13 protein-coding genes are annotated in these 17256 nt (G+C 75.1%); 8 read left to right on the plus strand and 5 right to left on the minus strand.

Translation table 11 applies throughout. From position 1 onward, the window contains the following. Position 1: 1 nt before the first annotated feature. Both C2142_RS23295 and C2142_RS23300 read right to left on the minus strand, forming a co-directional pair. On the minus strand, positions 2-226 hold the full coding sequence (locus tag C2142_RS23295; RefSeq protein ID WP_148644430.1) for a hypothetical protein: 225 nt from the start codon (positions 224-226) through the stop codon (positions 2-4). Further along, complete coding sequence (locus tag C2142_RS23300; RefSeq protein WP_162002524.1) at positions 223-1689, minus strand: PspC domain-containing protein; 1467 nt, start codon at positions 1687-1689, stop codon at positions 223-225. The genes C2142_RS23295 and C2142_RS23300 overlap by 4 nt, the downstream gene beginning before the upstream one ends. Before the next feature lie 205 nt (positions 1690-1894). Between C2142_RS23300 and C2142_RS23305 the strand changes: the two genes are divergently transcribed. From C2142_RS23305 to pcrA, 3 genes are all read left to right on the plus strand, one after another. Beyond that, entirely contained in the window at positions 1895-3292 is a 1398-nt protein-coding gene (locus C2142_RS23305) for an ATP-binding protein (RefSeq protein WP_277347339.1), read from the plus strand. Continuing rightward, positions 3285-3980, plus strand: coding sequence for a response regulator transcription factor (locus C2142_RS23310; RefSeq protein WP_148644432.1), 696 nt, complete (start codon positions 3285-3287; stop codon positions 3978-3980). Before C2142_RS23305 ends, C2142_RS23310 begins: the two co-directional genes overlap by 8 nt. A gap of 160 nt (positions 3981-4140) precedes the next feature. Next, complete coding sequence (gene pcrA, locus C2142_RS23315; RefSeq protein ID WP_241002738.1) at positions 4141-6807, plus strand: DNA helicase PcrA; 2667 nt, start codon at positions 4141-4143, stop codon at positions 6805-6807. Between the two features lie 60 nt (positions 6808-6867). On the opposite strand, the gene C2142_RS23320 is transcribed toward pcrA, so the two are convergent. Further along, positions 6868-7677, minus strand: a complete 810-nt coding sequence (locus C2142_RS23320; RefSeq protein WP_148644433.1) for a M23 family metallopeptidase — start codon at positions 7675-7677, stop codon at positions 6868-6870. 334 nt (positions 7678-8011) lie between these two features. Here C2142_RS23320 and C2142_RS23325 point away from each other — a divergent pair, with 334 nt between their 5' ends. Then, complete coding sequence (locus C2142_RS23325) at positions 8012-8419, plus strand: cobalamin B12-binding domain-containing protein (RefSeq protein WP_148644434.1); 408 nt, start codon at positions 8012-8014, stop codon at positions 8417-8419. Between the two features lie 29 nt (positions 8420-8448). Here C2142_RS23325 and C2142_RS41680 read toward each other — a convergent pair whose 3' ends face one another. Beyond that, a complete protein-coding gene (locus C2142_RS41680; protein ID WP_148644435.1) occupies positions 8449-10068 on the minus strand; it encodes a DUF5691 domain-containing protein in 1620 nt (539 codons plus the stop codon). 52 nt (positions 10069-10120) lie between these two features. Further along, positions 10121-11443 carry an SWIM zinc finger family protein gene (locus tag C2142_RS23335; protein ID WP_148644436.1) on the minus strand — a complete coding sequence of 441 codons (1323 nt, stop codon included), beginning with the start codon at positions 11441-11443 and terminating at the stop codon, positions 10121-10123. Positions 11444-11619: 176 nt separating this feature from the next. On the opposite strand from C2142_RS23335, the gene C2142_RS23340 reads away from it, so the two are divergent. From C2142_RS23340 to C2142_RS40290, 4 genes are all read left to right on the plus strand, one after another. Next, positions 11620-12702 (plus strand): AAA family ATPase, encoded by a 1083-nt coding sequence (locus C2142_RS23340; protein ID WP_148644437.1) that lies wholly within the window; start codon positions 11620-11622, stop codon positions 12700-12702. Positions 12703-12739: 37 nt separating this feature from the next. Next, positions 12740-15076, plus strand: a complete 2337-nt coding sequence (locus C2142_RS23345) for a DUF5682 family protein (RefSeq protein WP_241002739.1) — start codon at positions 12740-12742, stop codon at positions 15074-15076. Positions 15077-15100: 24 nt separating this feature from the next. Beyond that, positions 15101-16273, plus strand: coding sequence for a VWA domain-containing protein (locus tag C2142_RS23350; RefSeq protein ID WP_148644438.1), 1173 nt, complete (start codon positions 15101-15103; stop codon positions 16271-16273). 338 nt (positions 16274-16611) lie between these two features. Next, positions 16612-17256 (plus strand): ATP-grasp domain-containing protein (locus C2142_RS40290; protein ID WP_241002740.1); only part of this gene is annotated, 645 nt, incomplete at its 3' end.

The following is a 17256-nucleotide window of genomic DNA, read 5'->3' on the forward strand; positions in this document are numbered from 1 at the left end:
CCTAGTCGAGGGTGCCGTGGTCCGGCGCGTCGGTACGTCCGCGCCGGGCCACCGCCGCGACCGCCCCCGCCAGGCCGCCTATGCCCAGCACGATGAAGGTCACCGGGATGACGATCCGGCCGTTCACCGACATGTCGTTCAGCGCCGCCACCAGGTAGAGCACCGCGATGACGGTGAACAGCCCGCCCGCGATCAGCGAGAAGGGATCGAGTTGGTGCTTCCTCACGACTGGACCACCTTGATGCTGCCGAGCCCGACCGTCAGCTTCAGGTCGAGCGTGCCCTTGGATGTCTGACCGTTCAACGGGTGGTACTGGTACGTGCGGCTGACGTTCTCGGTGGAGACCGGTTCCCCCGGGGCCTTGACGTCGCCGAGCAGGACCCGGGTGGTCAGGTTGACCGTGACGTCCGACGGAAGGGTGACGGTCAGGTCGCCGGCGCCGAGCTGCACCGTGGTCGCCACGGTGGCGCCCGCCGGGTCCAGCCGGCCGAGGTCCAGCCGGATCTCGCCGGCGCCGAGGGTGTAGCGCTCGTTCAGGTCGTCCGCCGAGACGACGGTCCAGCTGCGTTCGCCGGCCGCGTTCTGCATGGAGTCCGGCGCGTGGCCGACGAAGGCGAGCGCCAGGGTGAGCAGCAGCCCGGGCACGACCAGCCGGCGGGCCCGGCCGAACTTCGCCCCGACGAGCAGCGTCAGGCCGACGACCAGCAGGGCGGTCGCCAGCACGGCCGAGCTCACCACGGTGACGCTGTGGTGCCCCTCGGCGGCGGCCCAGACCGCGCTGGCCGCGCCGACCGCCAGCAGCACGCCGATCAGACCGAGCGGCGAGTGCTCGCGGTGGTGGTGGCGCACCATCACCGGCGGCCGGGGCGGGACGGCCGGGCCGCCCTTGCGCAGCGGGTCGCCCTGCGGCAGGTCGGCGCGCTGCCACCACGGCTGGGCCGGGCCGCCGGGCGGCGGGGCGGCGGGGCCGTGCGGGGCGGCGCCGGTGTCGCCGTACGGGTTGCGCTCGGGGTGGCGCGGGTCCCAGAGGTAGCCGCTCGGGCTGTCGGCCGGCATCGCGCCGGCCGCCCGCTCCCGGGCGTGCCGCTCGTGGGCCCGCTCGTCCCCGCCGGCCCGCGCCTGCTCGTCGGTCAGCGGCCAGGAGTAGGCGGAGGCCGGTCCGGACTCGGGGAAGTAGCGGTCGTACGGGCCGTGGCCGCGGTTGCGGCCGCGCCGGCGCCCGCGCTGGCGGCCGTGGCGGCGCTCCGGGTCGTACCGGACGGCCAGGAAGACCAGGCCGGCGAGCAGCATCAGCGGGAACATCTGGTCGCCGTCGCCCATCGAGGCGAAGAAGACGCCGGTGCCGATCACGGTCAGCAGCACCGCGCCGACCGACTGGCCGTCCACCCGGCCGGTGAGCACCCGCTGGAGTTCGGTCCGGCCGGGCCGGCTGCCGCCCTTGCCGTCCGCGACCGGCTCGGTCGGGACGATCAGCCAGGCCAGTCCGTACAGGAAGAGACCGAGGCCGCCGGAGAGGCAGAGCACCACCGTCACGACGCGGAAGACCACCGGGTCGATGTCCAGGTGCCGGCCCAGGCCGCCGCAGACACCGGCGACCACGCGGTGGTGCTCGGTCCGGTTCAGCGGAGGGCGGTCCGGTGCGGGCGGGGCGCTCGGCCCGGCCTCCTGGATGCGGTGGTCTTCGGTCATGGCCACCATCCTGGTGGCTCCCGGGCGCCCGCCCAACCGGTGCGGCCCCTGTCCGTACCCTGACTTGTCCCTGAGAACAGCCAGGGATCCACCCTGATGCGTCCGGGCCCGCCCGCGTGGAACCATCGGTGGCGTGGCAGCCCCTGGTACCGATCCCCGTCCGCTCGTCCCCGACGCCCCGCCGTCGCAGGGCGCCGATCCTTCCGTGCCCGGCGACGGGCGGGCGCCGTACCGCAGGCTCTACCGGAGCCCGCAGGGCCGGATGCTCGGCGGTGTCGCGCACGGGCTCGCGGTGCACCTCGGGCTCCCGGTCGCCTGGGTCCGGGGCGCCTTCGTGCTGCTCTTCTTCGCCCAGGGCATCGGCGCGCTGCTGTACGCGGCGTTCTGGTTCGTGGTGCCGATAGGCATCGGCGAGCCCGCTCAGCGCGGCGGCGCGCACTGGGTGTACGTCAACGGGGCCTTCGTACCGGCCGGGTCCTGGCAGGCCTCCGGCGCGTCCGGCGCGGAGCTGAGCAAGGGGCGGCGCGGCTGGATCGGCCGGCTGCGGGAGCTGCTCCAGCACGCGCTGCAGGGCGAGCCCGCCGCCGAGCCCGGCGCCGAGCCGACGCAGGTCCGGGCCGCCTCGAAGGGCCAGGGCGGCCTGGGGCAGCTCGCCGCGCTGGTCATGGTGGTGATCGGCCTGATCGCCCTGCTGAACGCGCTCGGCGTGCAGACCGCGCGGCCGTACACCTGGCCGCTGCTGGCGATCGGCGTCGGCGTCGCGCTGGTCTGGCGGCAGGCCGACGACTCGCGCTGGCAGCGCTGGTTCGGCCTGGAGGAGGGCGAGAAGCGGCGCGGCGCCTACACCCGGGTCGGCGGCGGTGTGCTGCTGGTGGTGGCCGGCACCATCGCCTTCCTCGCCATGCAGGGCAGCGGCTCCACGCTCGGCTCGGTGATCGAGGCCTCGCTCGCCGTGCTGGCCGGCGTGCTGGTGCTGGTCGGCCCGTACGCGCTCCGGATGTGGCAGGACCTCGGCGCCGAGCGGACCGCCCGCATCCGCGCCCAGGAGCGCGCCGAGATCGCCGCGCACGTCCACGACTCGGTGCTGCACACGCTGACCCTGATCCAGCGCCGGGCCGAGGACCCGAAGGAGGTGCTGCGGCTCGCCCGGGCCCAGGAGCGCGAGCTGCGGCTCTGGCTCTACCGTCCGGAGGCGGCCGCCGAGGAGGCGCCGGACACCATGGCGGAGAGCCTGCGCGCGGTGGTCGCCGAGGTCGAGGACCGCCACGGGGTCCCGGTCGAGCTGGTGATCGTCGGCGACTGCCCGATGGACGAGCGGATCGCGGCACAGATGCAGGCCGCGAGGGAGGCGACGGTCAATGCGGCCAAGTACGGTGGCGGGGGACCGGTCCAGGTCTACGCCGAGGTCGAGGGGAGGACGGTGATGGTGTTCGTCCGCGACCACGGTCCCGGCTTCGACCCCGACACGGTGCCCGAGGACCGGATGGGTGTCCGCGAGTCGATCCTCGGCCGGATGAAGCGCAACGGCGGCACCGCACGGGTGCGGCCGGCGCCGGACGGCGGGACCGAGGTCGAGCTGGAGATGGAGAGAACGAATGACTGAGGCAGCGCCGATGGGGGTGCCCCCCGAGGGGCGGGTCGCGCGGGTCGTGCTGGTCGACGACCACCGGATGTTCCGCACCGGGGTCCGGGCCGAGATCGGGCGCACCGAGGCGACCGGGATCGACGTGGTCGGCGAGGCCGACGACGTCGAGTCGGCCGTCCGGGTGGTCGCCGAGACCAGGCCGGACGTCGTGCTGCTCGACGTCCACCTGCCCGGCGGGGGCGGGGTCGAGGTGCTGCGCCGCTCGGCCGGGCTGATGGGCGAGCAGGGCGGGGTGAAGTTCCTCGCGCTCTCCGTCTCCGACGCCGCCGAGGACGTGATCGGCGTGATCCGCGGCGGTGCCCGCGGCTACGTCACCAAGACCATCACCGGCACCGACCTGGTCAACGCGATCTTCCGGATCTCCGACGGCGACGCGGTGTTCTCGCCCCGGCTGGCCGGCTTCGTGCTGGACGCCTTCGCCGCCACCGACACCCCGCCGGTGGACGAGGACCTCGACCGGCTGACCCAGCGCGAGCGCGAGGTGCTGCGGCTGATCGCGCGCGGCTACGCGTACAAGGAGATCGCCAAGCAGCTCTTCATCTCGGTGAAGACGGTGGAGAGCCACGTCTCGGCGGTGCTGCGCAAGCTCCAGCTGAGCAACCGGCACGAGCTGACCCGCTGGGCCACCGCCCGCCGCCTGGTCTGACGCCCGCTCCGCGGTACGACGTGGGCCCGCCCCTCCCCTTCCGGAGGCGCGGGCCCGCGTCGTACCGGCTCCCGGGAACCGCCTGCTCCGGAGGGGGGCGGAGGCGGCCCCGGTGAACCGGCCCGGGCTTGTCGGTGCGTGGCCATAGACTCGGAGTGCCATGAGTAGCCTCTTTGACGACCTCCCGCTCCCCGGTTTCGAGGCCCCCGCCGCCGGGCCCGCCGCCGGGTCGAAGCAGCAGCCCGCCGCCGCGCCCATCGACGAGGAGCCGCCGCCGTACGAGGACGACGTCCCGTACGACGCGTACGAGGAGGCGATCCCGGAGGGGCTCTTCCGGACCGACCACGCCGCGGAGACCGAGCGGGACTCCTGGTACCGCAACGGCGCCCCCCGCACCGTGGTCGACCCGGCCCAGCTGCTGGAGGGGATGAACGACCCGCAGCGCGAGGCCGTGCTGCACGCGGGCTCGCCGCTGCTCATCGTGGCCGGCGCGGGCTCCGGCAAGACGCGGGTGCTGACCCACCGGATCGCCCACCTGCTGGGCGCCCGCGGGGTGCAGCCGGGCGAGATCCTGGCGATCACCTTCACCAACAAGGCGGCCGGCGAGATGCGCGAGCGCGTCGAGCAGCTGGTCGGGCCGCGGGCCCGGGCGATGTGGGTCTCCACCTTCCACAGCGCCTGCGTGCGGATCCTGCGCCGCGAGTCCAAGCTGCTCGGCTTCACCTCGTCGTTCTCGATCTACGACTCGGCGGACTCGCAGCGGCTGATGTCCCTGGTCTGCCGGGACCTCGACCTCGACCCGAAGCAGTTCCCGCCGAAGTCCTTCACCGCGAAGATCAGCAACCTGAAGAACGAGCTGATCGACGAGGAGACCTACGCCGACCAGGCCGCCAACCCGATGGAGAAGAAGCTCGCCGAGGCGTACTTCCTCTACCAGCGGCGGTTGCGCGAGGCCAACGCGCTCGACTTCGACGACATCATCATGACGACGGTGAACCTGCTCCAGGCCTTCCCCGACGTCGCGGAGCACTACCGGCGGCGGTTCCGGCACATCCTGGTCGACGAGTACCAGGACACCAACCACGCCCAGTACATGCTGGTGCGCGAGCTCAGCGGGGGCGCCGTCGCCAGTGCCCCGAAGCGCACCGCGGACGGGGACTTCGTGAACCCGGCGGCCGGGCGGCTGGCCGAGGTGCCGCCGGCCGAGCTCTGCGTCGTCGGTGACGCGGACCAGTCGATCTACGCCTTCCGCGGCGCGACGATCCGCAACATCCTCCAGTTCGAGGAGGACTACCCGAACGCGACCACGATCCTGCTGGAGCAGAACTACCGCTCCACCCAGACCATCCTGAGCGCCGCCAACGCCGTCATCGAGCGGAACACCAGCCGCCGGGAGAAGAAGCTCTGGACGGCCGGCGACCACGGCGAGAAGGTCGTCGGGTACGTCGCGGACGACGAGCACGGCGAGGCCCAGTTCATCGCCGACGAGATCGACCGGCTGACCGACGCGGGCGACGCCAAGCCCGGCGACGTCGCGATCTTCTACCGGACCAACGCGCAGTCCCGCGTGTTCGAGGAGGTGTTCATCCGGGTCGGCCTGCCCTACAAGGTGGTCGGCGGGGTGCGCTTCTACGAGCGCAAGGAGGTCCGGGACGTCCTGGCGTACCTGCGGGTGCTCTCCAACCCGGAGGACACCGTGCCGCTGCGCCGGATCCTCAACGTGCCCAAGCGCGGCATCGGCGAGCGGGCCGAGGCGATGATCGACGCGCTGGCCTCGCGCGAGCGGATCTCCTTCGCGCAGGCGCTCCAGCGGGTGGACGAGGCGTACGGGATGGCCGCGCGCTCGGCGAACGCGGTGCGGAAGTTCAACGAGCTGATGGCCGGGCTGCGGCAGGTCGTCGCCTCGGGCGCCGGGCCGGCCGCGGTGCTGGAGGCGGTGCTGGAGGAGACGGGGTACCTCGCCGAGCTCCAGTCCTCGACCGACCCGCAGGACGAGACCCGGGTGGAGAACCTCCAGGAGCTCGCGTCGGTGGCCCTGGAGTACGAGCAGGACCCGGGCGAGCGGCCCGACGCGGGCGAGGACGGTGCGCCGCCGGTCGGCTCGCTGGCCGACTTCCTGGAGCGGGTCGCGCTGGTCGCCGACTCCGACCAGATCCCGGACGAGGACGAGGAGGGGCAGGGCGTCATCACGATGATGACCCTGCACACCGCCAAGGGCCTGGAGTTCCCGGTGGTCTTCCTGACCGGCATGGAGGACGGGATCTTCCCGCACATGCGGGCGCTCAACCAGGTCAAGGAGCTGGAGGAGGAGCGGCGGCTCGCGTACGTCGGGCTCACCCGCGCGCGGGAGCGGCTCTACCTGACCCGCTCGGTGCTGCGCAGCGCCTGGGGCCAGCCCTCGTACAACCCGGCCTCGCGGTTCCTGGAGGAGATCCCGGAGAACCTGGTGGAGTGGAAGCGGACGGGGGCGGCCCCGGTGCCGGCCTCGCGCGGGTACTCCTCGGGGTCGTCCTGGGGCGGCAGGTCCACCGGCTCGGGCTTCGGCGGCTCGGGTGGTTCCGGCGGTTCCTCGCGCGGTGCCGCGCGCGGCGGGGCGGCGGCCTCGCCGAAGGCGGGCTGGGGGCAGTCGGCGCGGCGGGCCGGCGCGGCGGTCGAGCGGGAGGTCGTGGCCCTGGCGGTCGGGGACCGGGTCACCCACGACACCTTCGGGCTGGGCACGGTGGTGGCCACCACGGGCGTCGGGGACAAGGCGCAGGCCACCGTCGACTTCGGGACGGAGGGGCGCAAGCAGCTGCTGCTGCGGTACGCGCCGGTGGAGAAGCTCTGACGGCCGGCGGCCCGGGGGCCGCGGGCCGGGCAGCCGGGGGCTGGACGGCCGGCGGCCGGCTCAGCGCGGGTCCAGGCCGTTGGCGAGGAACCACGGCAGCGGGTCGACCGGCCCGCTGCCGCCGGACGGCCGGATCTCGAAGTGCAGGTGCGGCCCGGTGCTGTTGCCGCTGCTGCCGACGAAGGCGATGACGTCGCCCTGCTTCACCGGCCCCTTGCGGATCTTGTACGCCCGCAGGTGGCAGTACCAGGCCTCGGTGCCGTCGGACATCTTCAATATCGTCATGTAGCCGTACGACGGGTTCCACTGCGTGCGGATCGTGCCGTCGGTGACGGCCATGACCGGGGTGCCGCCGTCGACGGGGAAGTCGATCCCGGTGTGGCGGTTGGCCCAGTGGGTGCCGGCCTCCCCGAACAGCTCGCCGAGGCCGTGCTGGGCGACCGGCATGACCACCTTGGGCTGGGCCGGTTCGGCGGTGGGTTCGGCGGCCGGCTGGGCGGCCGGGGCGGGGGCGGGCTGGTCGCCGGAGAGCGGCTGGCGGGCGTTGCCGCGGGAGGCCTGGCCGGCGCCGTCCACGGCGAGCGCCTGCTGGGCGGCGGCCCGGGCGGGCGCGTTGTCCGGCGCGTCGGCGGCCGTGGCCTGCTCGGGAACCAGGCCGGCGGCCTGTGTGCGCTGCTGGCCGGCCTCGCCCTGGACGGTGACGGCGGCGGCCGCCGCCACTCCGAGCGCGGCCACCGAGGGCAGGGCGACGCGCAGCAGCGCCGTCCGGGTGGCGGCCTTGGCGGCGCCGCGGCGCTGGGCACGCGACTGCTCGCGGGCGGCCAGGCGCAGCTCCGCCCTGGTCGGGCGGGCGTCGGCGTCGGGAGCCATCGGGGGCTGCCTCCTCGGTGGGCCTCGGGCACGTCGTCGGGCGAGGGGAAAACTGCCGAGACTGTAGCCGTAACGCCGACATCCGGACAAAAGTCCGTAAGTCAAGAGGGGAGTTGGCGGGCTGTGGACGGATTTCGCGGGCCCGCCGGTGGAAGACTTGAGGTGACCGGCCGGTAGCAAGCGGCTGGGCTGTGATTTTCCCCTCCTCTTGAGGGGCGGCACGGTCGGGGGGGCCGGGTGGCGCTAACCTCCCCTCAGGTTTGTTATCGGTGGTTAACCGCGCCCGTGCCCGACGAGGTCTGGGGTGGTGGACGACGAAGTCCAGGAGGCAGTGATGGGTGTGTCAGGGCCGATCCGTGTGGTGGTCGCCAAGCCCGGGCTCGACGGTCACGACCGCGGCGCCAAGGTCATCGCGCGTGCCCTGCGCGACGCCGGTATGGAGGTCATCTACACCGGCCTGCACCAGACGCCCGAGCAGATCGTCGACACCGCGATCCAGGAGGACGCGGACGGCATCGGGCTGTCGGTCCTCTCCGGCGCGCACATGACGCTCTGCGCCCGGGTGCTGGAGCTGCTGAAGGAGCGCGAGGCGGAGGACATCAAGGTCTTCTGCGGCGGGATCATCCCGGACGAGGACATCGTCGAGCTCAAGGCCATGGGCGTCGCCGACATCTTCACCCCCGGCACGCCGACCCGGGACGTGGTGGCGTGGGTCGAGGCGAACCTCCGGGCCGCCGGCTAGGAACGCCGCCCGACGGGCCGGTGCGGGGATCACCCCCGTACCGGCCCGCGTGCGTTCCCGGGTCGGACGCCGAGCTCGGCGAGCATGGCCTCGCGGAACCGCAGCGTGCCGGCCAGCCGGGTGAAGGTCTCGGCCCAGGCGGTGGCGGGGGCGGTGCCGGCGGCCAGCGCCTCGACGGCGGCGGCGGTCCCGGGGGCGAGTGCGCGCTCGGTCATCCCGAGCACCCCGCTGTGGCTCCACGGGTACGCGCCGGAGGCGGCGGCCCGGGCGAGGGCGGCGACCACGGCGGTGGAGAGCGGCGGCGTCCACGGGGTGGCGCAGGCGCCGAGCAGTTGGAAGGCCTCGCCGAGGCCGTGCACCTCGATGAACGCGGCCGTCCAGGCGGCGCGTTCGGCGGGGGGCAGGACGGAGAGCAGCTTGGCGGGGGCGCCCGTCGTCCGGGGCGGGCGGGCCCGCCGGTGGTCCGGTGCGGGGGCGGGGGCCGGGCCGAGGAGCGCCCGGGCCCAGCCGGCGTCCTGCTGGCGGACGGCGGCCCGGGCCCAGGCCTCGCGCAGGTCGTCGGCCCAGCTGCTGTTGGTCTCATCGATGCTGTCGCCGACCCGCAGGGTGAGGAGCTCGCCCGGTGTCAGGCCGGTGGTCTCGTGCCAGACGGCCAGCGGTGCCGCGGCGATCACCTCGCCGAACCACCAGGCCCGTTCGCCGCGCCCGGTCGGCGACTTGAGCGGTATGCCGTCGCGCTGCATCGCCGGGTCGCATTCGGCGGGCGGGGTGACCAGCAGGTGCGTGCCGCGCTCGGAGAGGCGGACGGCGGCCCGGGCGCGTTCGGCCATGCGGCCGGCGAGGGTGGAGCCGGGGAGCGTCGAGAGCAGTTCGGCGGCGGTGGCGCGGACGTTCTTGCTGCGGTCGCCGAGGGCGGCTTCCAGGAAGGGCTCGTCCGCGAGGGAGAGGCCGTCCTGGAGGGCGTCCAGGAAGAGCAGGCGGTCCTCGGCGCGCTCGCCGGGCCAGGTGCTCCGGAGCAGGGCGAGGCCGGCGGCGGGCTCGCTGCGGCGGAGCAGCGTGAGGTGGGTGACGCGCTCGGCGAAGAGGCCCTCGTGCCAGAGGCGGTCGTCGCCGGGCCGGGCCGTGCCGGCGGGCGTTCCGGCGGTGGTGCGCAGGACGAAGCGCCAGTCGGGGTTGCGGGGGGCGAGCCAGCGGCCGAGCGGGCCGGCCAGGGCGACCGCGTCGGGGCGCAGCTCGCTGCGGGCGCGGGCGGCGTCGAGCAGCGCCGGGACGAGCACGGCGGGCGGGCGGAAACCGCGGGCCCGGGCGGTGGCGAGCCACTGGGGGAGCAGTTCGGCGAGGCCGGCGAGGGCGGCGGTGCTGGTGCCGCGGGTGCCGAGGAGGAGGGAGAGGCGGTGGGCGGCGGGGGAGGGGAGCTCGGGGCGGTCGTCCTCGGGAGCGGGGTCGGCGGGGGGCCCGGCGACGGGGGTGGGGAGGGCGCCGGCCCGGCGGCGGACGGTCTCCAGGGCGGCGAGTTCGAGGAGGGCGGTGGCGGGGTCGGTGCGGTCGACGGCCTGGTGGGCGGGGGACTCGCCGTGGAGCTGCGGGAGCGCGCGGCGGTCGGTGCCGAGGAGGGCGGTGGTGCGGAGGGACTCCCAGGGGTCGGGCACGTGGGCTCCTGAGGTTGTGGTGTGGGTGGTGCGGGCGCTCGGCGGGCGCCGGTTACGGGGTGGTGAGGTTGATCGGGCGGTGGTCGGGGCCCCAGGCGGTGACGGGGGTGAAGCCCCGGTGACCGTGCTCGCCGAAGACGGTGAGGGGGCGGCCGGTGGAGACGGCGGCGAGCCGCCAGAGGGCGGGCTCGGGCGTGGCGGCGCGGTGGACGGGGAGGGTGTGCCGGCCGTCGGTGAGGTGCCAGCCGTCGGGGGTGAGGACGGGGACGGCGGCGGTGAGGACGGTGGGCCAGGCGTCGAGCCAGGGGTCGTCGGCGACGGCGGTGCCGTACGCGGCGACGGCCTCGGCGGCGGTGAGGCCGGGCGGCGGGGTGGCGGGGCCGGGTTCGGGGGCGCCGTAGCGGGTGCCGAGGACGGCGCGCAGCGGGCGGGCACCGGGGTGGAAGGCGAGGTCGGCTTCGAGGACGTGGCCGGTGGGGAGGGCGAGGTCGGGGGCCTGGCCGGGGCGGCCGAAGGCGAGCAGGAGGGCGGTGCGGCCGGTCTTGGCGCCGCGCAGCCAGAGGCGGCGGGTGGTGAGGCGGTCGTCCGCGCCGCCGTCCATCGGCGAGGTGCGGCTGCCGAGGACGTGCCAGCGGTCGCGGACGGTCGGGCCGGCCAGGAGGTCGGCGGTGTCCGTGGTGTAGCCGACCCGGGCGCGGACGGTGGCGGCGAGCGGGGCCGGCAGGTCGTCGACCCGGGTGGCGGCGGTGGCGAGCAGGTGGAGCATGGCGTATTCCTCCAGGAGGTGCTGCTGGGGGGTGCTGTCGAGTTCGCGGACGCGGGCGGCGAGGCCGGTCGCCTGGGCGTCGACCATGCGGGCCGCGACCTCCTCCCAGGGGCCGCCGGCGGACCGGTCGGCCAGGCCGTGGCGGATCCGGTCGGTCAGCCGCAGCCGCAGTTCGGCGGCGCCGGCGGCGACCCGGGCGGCGCGCTTCTCGGCGCGCCGACGGGCGGCGGCCGGGTCGGCGGGGGCCTCGGGCCGGACGGGGCGCCGCCCGGCCCGTTCCCGCCGTGCCGTCAGCCAGTCGGCCGCCCAGTCGGTGGGCTGGGCGGCCGGGACGGCCCCGGGGGTGCCGCTCCAGAGCAGCAGCAGCCCGAGGGCGTGCTTGCAGGGGGACTTCCGGCTCGGGCAGGTGCACGTGTAGGCGGGCGTGGCCAGCTCGACCACCGTGCGGTAGGGCGTCCGCCCGCTGCCGCCGCACTCGCCCCAGAGCGCGCTGCCGTCGGTGCCCGTGGCCGACCAGGGCGCGGGCGAGGAGAGCTTGCCCGCGGCCTTGCGCGAGGCGGCGTCGGGCGCCAGGGACAGGACGTGTTCGGTGCTCCAGCGTTCCTCCATGCCGACGACGGTAGGTCCGGGGACTGACAGTCCCAGTGGTCGAACTGAGGTCCGGTCGGGATTGTCAGTGGGCCGGTGCAGGCTTGTTCCCGCAGGCCGGGACGCCGGCCTGGCTCCCCCCGATCACCTCGCCGCCCGCCACGGGTGTGTCTGGCGGCCGACCCGAAGGAGCCCCTATGACCGACGTTCTGCGGCAGCACGCGGAGCACGCCTTCGCGGCGGAGCTGGCCGCGCTGGCCGCGCAGGACGACCGTCCGCGCCCCGAACGCTGGAAGCTGTCCCCGTGGGCGGTGGCCACCTACCTGCTGGGCGGCGAACTGCCGGACGGAACGGTGGTCACGCCCAAGTACGTCGGGCCGCGCCGGGTGGTCGAGGTCGCCGTGACGACGCTGGCGACGGACCGCGCGCTGCTGCTGCTCGGCGTGCCGGGGACGGCGAAGACGTGGGTGTCGGAGCATCTCGCGGCCGCGGTCAGCGGCGATTCGACGTTGCTGGTGCAGGGCACGGCCGGCACGCCGGAGGAGGCCGTCCGGTACGGGTGGAACTACGCGCAGCTGCTGACCAACGGGCCGAGCCGGGAGGCGCTGGTGCCGTCGCCGCTGATGCGGGCGATGGCGGACGGGAAGATCGCCCGGGTCGAGGAGCTGACCCGCATTCCGGCCGACGTGCAGGACGCCCTGATCACCATCCTGTCGGAGAAGACGCTGCCGGTGCCGGAGCTGGGCGGCGAGACGCAGGCGGTGCGGGGCTTCAACCTGATCGCCACCGCCAACGACCGGGACCGCGGCGTGAACGAGCTGTCGAGCGCCCTGCGCCGGCGGTTCAACACCGTGGTGCTGCCACTGCCCGGCTCGCTGGAGGAGGAGGTGGAGATCGTCACCCGGCGGGTCGGCCAGCTCGGCCGCTCGCTGGAGCTGCCCGAACTGCCCGGCGGCGCCGAGGAGATCCGGCGGGTGGTCACCGTCTTCCGCGAGCTCCGGGCGGGGGTCACGGTGGACGGCCGGACGAAGGTGAAGTCGCCGAGCGGCACCCTGTCGACGGCCGAGGCGATCTCGGTGGTGACCAACGGCATGGCGCTGGCCGCGCACTTCGGGGACGGCGTGCTGCGGGCCGGTGACGTCGCCGCCGGTGTGATCGGGGCCGTCGTGCGCGATCCGGCGGCCGACCAGGTGGTGTGGCGCGAGTACGTCGAGGGCGTGCTGCGGGAGCGTGACGGCTGGAAGGACTTCTACCGCGCCGCCCGAGAGAACGCCCGCTGATCGCATCGCAGTTCGAGGCTGGAGGAGGGAGGGCGCGATGAGTGAGCGGAACAGCGCAGAGGTGACGCTGCTGGGGGTGCGGCACCACGGGCCCGGTTCGGCCCGTGCGGTGGCGGCCGCGCTGGAGCGACTGGAGCCGGACGTGGTGCTGGTCGAGGGCCCGCCGGAGGCCGATCCGATCATCGGGCTGGCGGCCGAGAAGACGATGGTGCCGCCGGTCGCCCTGCTCGCCCACGCCGTGGACGACCCGGCCCGCGCCGCGTTCTGGCCGTACGCGGAGTTCTCCCCGGAGTGGGTGGCGATCCGGTACGGCGTCGACGCCGGACTGCCGGTGCACTTCATCGACCTCCCGGCGGCGTACGGCCTCGCGGAGGACACCGGCGCCGGGGAGGGGACCGGCGGCGCGGGCGCGCAGGAGCGGCCGGGGGACCCGATCGGGCTGCTCGCCGAGGCCGCCGGCCACGACGACCCGGAGCGCTGGTGGGAGGACGTGGTCGAGCACCGCTCGCCCGGCGCCGACCCGCTGGCCCCGTTCGCCGCGGTGGCCGAGGCGATGACGGCGCTGCGCGAGGCCGGGCCGGCCGGCAGCGCCGCCCGGCGGGACGACCTGCGCGAGGCGTACATGCGCCGGCAGATCAGGGCCGCCAAGCGGGCCGGGCACCGGCGGATCGCCGTGGTCTGCGGCGCCTTCCACGTGCCCGCGCTGGCCGCCATGCCGACCGTCGCCCACGACCGGGCACTGCTGGCCGGCCTGCCGAGGAAGGTGAGGACCGACATCACCTGGGTGCCCTGGACGCACCGCCGGCTCGCGCAGTCCAGCGGCTACGGCGCCGGGATCGTCTCGCCGGGCTGGTACCGCCACCTGTTCGCGGAACCGGGCGACCCGCTGCCCTCCTGGCTGACCAGGGCCGCCGAGCTGCTCCGGGCCGAGGACCACCCGGTCTCCTCCGCCCACGTCATCGAGGCCGTCCGGCTGGCCCGGACGCTCGCCGTGGTCCGCGGCCGCCCGCTGGCCGGCCTGGCCGAGACGCTGGACGCCGTCCGCGCGGTGATGTGCGACGGCTCGGACGTCGCCCTCGCCCTGGTGCAGGACCGGCTGGTGATCGGCGACGCGCTCGGCGAGGTCCCGGACGGCGCCCCGGCGGTGCCCCTCCAGCGGGACCTCGCCAGGCTCCAGCGCTCGCTGCGGCTCAAGCCCGGGCCGGAGCCGCGCGAGCTCGACCTGGACCTGCGCGAGGAGACCGGCGCGGCCCGCTCCCGGCTGCTGCACCGGCTGCGGCTGCTCGGCATCGACTGGGGTGTGCCCGGCCGGTCCGCGGTGAGCTCGACGGGCACGTTCCGCGAGAGCTGGCGGCTCTGCTGGCAGCCCGAGTTCGCCGTCCGGGTCGCCGAGGCCGCCCAGTGGGGCACCACGGTCGAGGACGCGGCGGCCGGCAAGGCCGTCGCCACGGCCCGGGCGGCGACGGAACTCGCCGAGCTGACCGGCCTGGTGGAGACGTGCCTGCTCGCCGGGCTCGGCGGCGCCCTGCCGGCGGTGATGCGGGTGCTCGCCGACCGCGCCGCGCTGGACACCGACGTCGCCCACCTCGCCGGCGCGCTGCCCGCGCTGGTCCGCGCACTGCGCTACGGCGACGTCCGCGGCACCGACGACGGTGCGCTCGCCGGGGTCGCGGCCGGCCTCGCCGACCGGATCTGCGCCGGCCTGCCGCCCGCCTGTACCGGCTTGGACGCCACCCGCGCGGCGGCGATGCGCGGCCACCTCGACGAGGTGCACCGCTCGATCGGCCTGCTGGCACCGGACGGCGACCTCGCCGAGCGGTGGGCCGCCACCCTGCGGGCGGTCGCCCGCCGCGAACCGGCCGGCGGCCCCGCCACCGGCGCCCCCGGCCTGCTGCGCGGCCGCGCCGTCCGGCTGCTGCTGGACGACGGACGGCTCGACCCCGAGGAGGCCGGCCGCCGGATGGGCCTGGTCCTCTCGGCCGCCAACGCCCCGGCCGACGCGGCCGGCTGGATCGAGGGCTTCCTCGCGGGCGGCGGCGCCCTGCTGCTGCACGACCCGCGCCTGCTGGGCCTGCTCGACGCCTGGTTGACGGCGGTGCCGGCCGAGGCCTTCACCGACGTGCTGCCGCTGCTGCGCCGCACCTTCTCCGCCCTGGAGGCGGGCGTCCGGACCACCGTCGGCAGCCGGGTCGCGGCCGGCCCGTTCGGCGCCGAGCCGACGGCGGACGACGACACCGGTCCCGGGCTCGACCGGGCCCGGGCCGACGCCGCCCTGCCGGTGGTCGCCACACTGCTCGGCCTGCCCGGCTGCCCGGCCCACCCCGGCGGCGGCCCGGCGCGCATCCCGCGCCAGGCCGCCGGCCGCGACACCTGACCGCAGACCACAGAAGGAGCACCGATGGCAGTGACCACCCCCCTCGCCGCCGAGGAGCGGCTGCGCCGCTGGCGGCTGGTGCTCGGCGGCGAGGCGGACGGTACGGGCTGCACCCTGCGCGGCCGGGACGCCGCGATGGACGGGGCGCTCGGCGCGCTGTACCGCGGGGCGCCCGAGGAGGGCCGGGCGGGCCGGGCGGGCCGCCGCGGTGCGGGCCTGGGCGCCTCGGCGCCGCAGGTGGCGCGCTGGCTGGGCGACATCCGCGCGTACTTCCCGTCCACCGTCGTCCAGCTGATGCAGCAGGACGCCATCACCCGGCTCGGCCTGGACCGGCTGCTGCTGGAGCCGGAGATGCTGGAGGCCGTCGAGCCCGACGTCCACCTGGTCGCCACCCTGCTCTCGCTCAAGCACGCGCTGCCCGAGACGACCCGGGAGACGGCCCGCGCGGTGGTCGCCAGGGTGGTCGCCGAGCTGGAGCGCCGGCTCGCCGGCCGCACCCGCGCCACCCTGGGCGGCGCGCTGGACCGCAGCGCCAGGGTGAACCGCCCGCGCCACCGCGACATCGACTGGGACCGCACCATCCGGGCCAACCTGAAGAACCACCTGCCCGAGCACGGCACGGTCGTCCCCGAGCGGCTGGTCGGCCACGCCCGGGCCCGGCGCGCGGTGAGGAAGGACGTCATCCTCTGCGTCGACCAGTCCGGCTCGATGGCCCCGTCCGTCGTGCACGCGGCCGTCTTCGGCGCGGTGCTCGCCTCGATGAGGTCGCTGGAAACCCGGCTGGTCGTCTTCGACACCGCGGTGGCCGACCTCACCGAGCAGCTCACCGACCCGGTGGACGTCCTGTTCGCCACGCAGCTCGGCGGCGGCACCGACATCAACCGGGCGCTCGCCTACTGCCAGTCGAGGATCACCCGCCCGTCGGAGACGGTCGTGGTGCTGATCAGCGACCTCTACGAGGGCGGCGTCCGGGACGGGATGCTCAAGCGGGTGGCGGCGATGAAGGCGGCCGGCGTCCAGTTCATCGCGCTGCTCGCGCTCTCCGACGAAGGCGCCCCCGCGTACGACCACGCGCACGCGGCGGCGCTGGCCGCGCTCGGAGTCCCCGCGTTCGCCTGCACACCCGACGCCTTCCCGGAGATCATGGCGGCGGCGATCGAGCGGCGGCCGATCCCGGTGCCGGAGCGGGAAGCCTGATCACCCGGGGTGCGGATTCACCCGGACGAGCGAACCCGCACCCGCCCGGACCTCCCGATCCGCCCGCCCGCTGAGCAGGGCGCGCGACACGCGGAGGCAGGCTCGCTGTGACGGTTCTCACCCAAGACGGGCCGGTCCCGGGCGAAACACTCCCGTCGTCCGGGGATAACCTGCCAGACGGACGTGACGCGCGTGTTGATTGACGTGTGCGCCCGTGGCTGTGTGGGCCGCAAGGCCGTACTTCTGCGTACCCGCACCGCCCCGACGACCCGCAGCGAAGATCCTGCCGTGGCACGCTCGTAGAGACACAATCCGCGACCACGAACAAGGACAAACACGTGGACCTGTTCGAGTACCAGGCGAGGGACCTCTTCGCCAAGCACGGGGTTCCCGTGCTTGACGGTGATGTCATCGAGACCGCCGCAGACGCTGCCGCCATCGCGGAGCGCTTCGGCGGCCGCGCCGTCGTCAAGGCTCAGGTGAAGGTGGGTGGCCGAGGCAAGGCCGGTGGCGTGAAGCTCGCCGCCGACCCGGCGGACGCCGTCGCCAAGGCCGAGGCGATCCTCGGCATGGACATCAAGGGCCACACCGTTCACAAGGTGATGCTGGCCCAGACCGCGGACATCAAGGACGAGTACTACGTCTCGTTCCTGCTGGACCGCACCAACCGCACCTTCCTGGCCATGGCCAGCGTCGAGGGCGGTGTGGAGATCGAGGTCGTCGCCGAGCAGAACCCCGACGCGCTCGCCAAGATCCCGGTCGACGCCAACGAGGGCGTCACCCCGGAGAAGGCCGCCGAGATCGTCGCCGCCGCGAAGTTCCCGGCCGAGATCGCGGACCAGGTCGCCGACGTCCTGCAGAAGCTCTGGGTCGTCTTCATCAAGGAGGACGCCCTCCTGGTCGAGGTCAACCCGCTGATCAAGTCCGGCGACGGCAAGATCATCGGGTTGACCTCGACCAGGAGGGCGTCCTCCTTGATGAAG

The sequence above is a fragment of the Streptomyces sp. CB01881 genome (assembly GCF_002953255.1).
Lineage (GTDB): Bacteria > Actinomycetota > Actinomycetes > Streptomycetales > Streptomycetaceae > Kitasatospora.

Coding starts and splice junctions, on each gene's coding strand:
- C2142_RS23300 (WP_162002524.1), bottom strand. CDS start 1,689: ATGACCGAAGACCACCGCATCCAGGAGGCCGGGCCGAGCGCCCCGCCC.
- C2142_RS23310 (WP_148644432.1), top strand. CDS start 3,285: ATGACTGAGGCAGCGCCGATGGGGGTGCCCCCCGAGGGGCGGGTCGCG.
- pcrA (WP_241002738.1), top strand. CDS start 4,141: ATGAGTAGCCTCTTTGACGACCTCCCGCTCCCCGGTTTCGAGGCCCCC.
- C2142_RS23320 (WP_148644433.1), bottom strand. CDS start 7,677: ATGGCTCCCGACGCCGACGCCCGCCCGACCAGGGCGGAGCTGCGCCTG.
- C2142_RS23325 (WP_148644434.1), top strand. CDS start 8,012: ATGGGTGTGTCAGGGCCGATCCGTGTGGTGGTCGCCAAGCCCGGGCTC.
- C2142_RS23335 (WP_148644436.1), bottom strand. CDS start 11,443: ATGGAGGAACGCTGGAGCACCGAACACGTCCTGTCCCTGGCGCCCGAC.
- C2142_RS23340 (WP_148644437.1), top strand. CDS start 11,620: ATGACCGACGTTCTGCGGCAGCACGCGGAGCACGCCTTCGCGGCGGAG.
- C2142_RS23345 (WP_241002739.1), top strand. CDS start 12,740: ATGAGTGAGCGGAACAGCGCAGAGGTGACGCTGCTGGGGGTGCGGCAC.
- C2142_RS23350 (WP_148644438.1), top strand. CDS start 15,101: ATGGCAGTGACCACCCCCCTCGCCGCCGAGGAGCGGCTGCGCCGCTGG.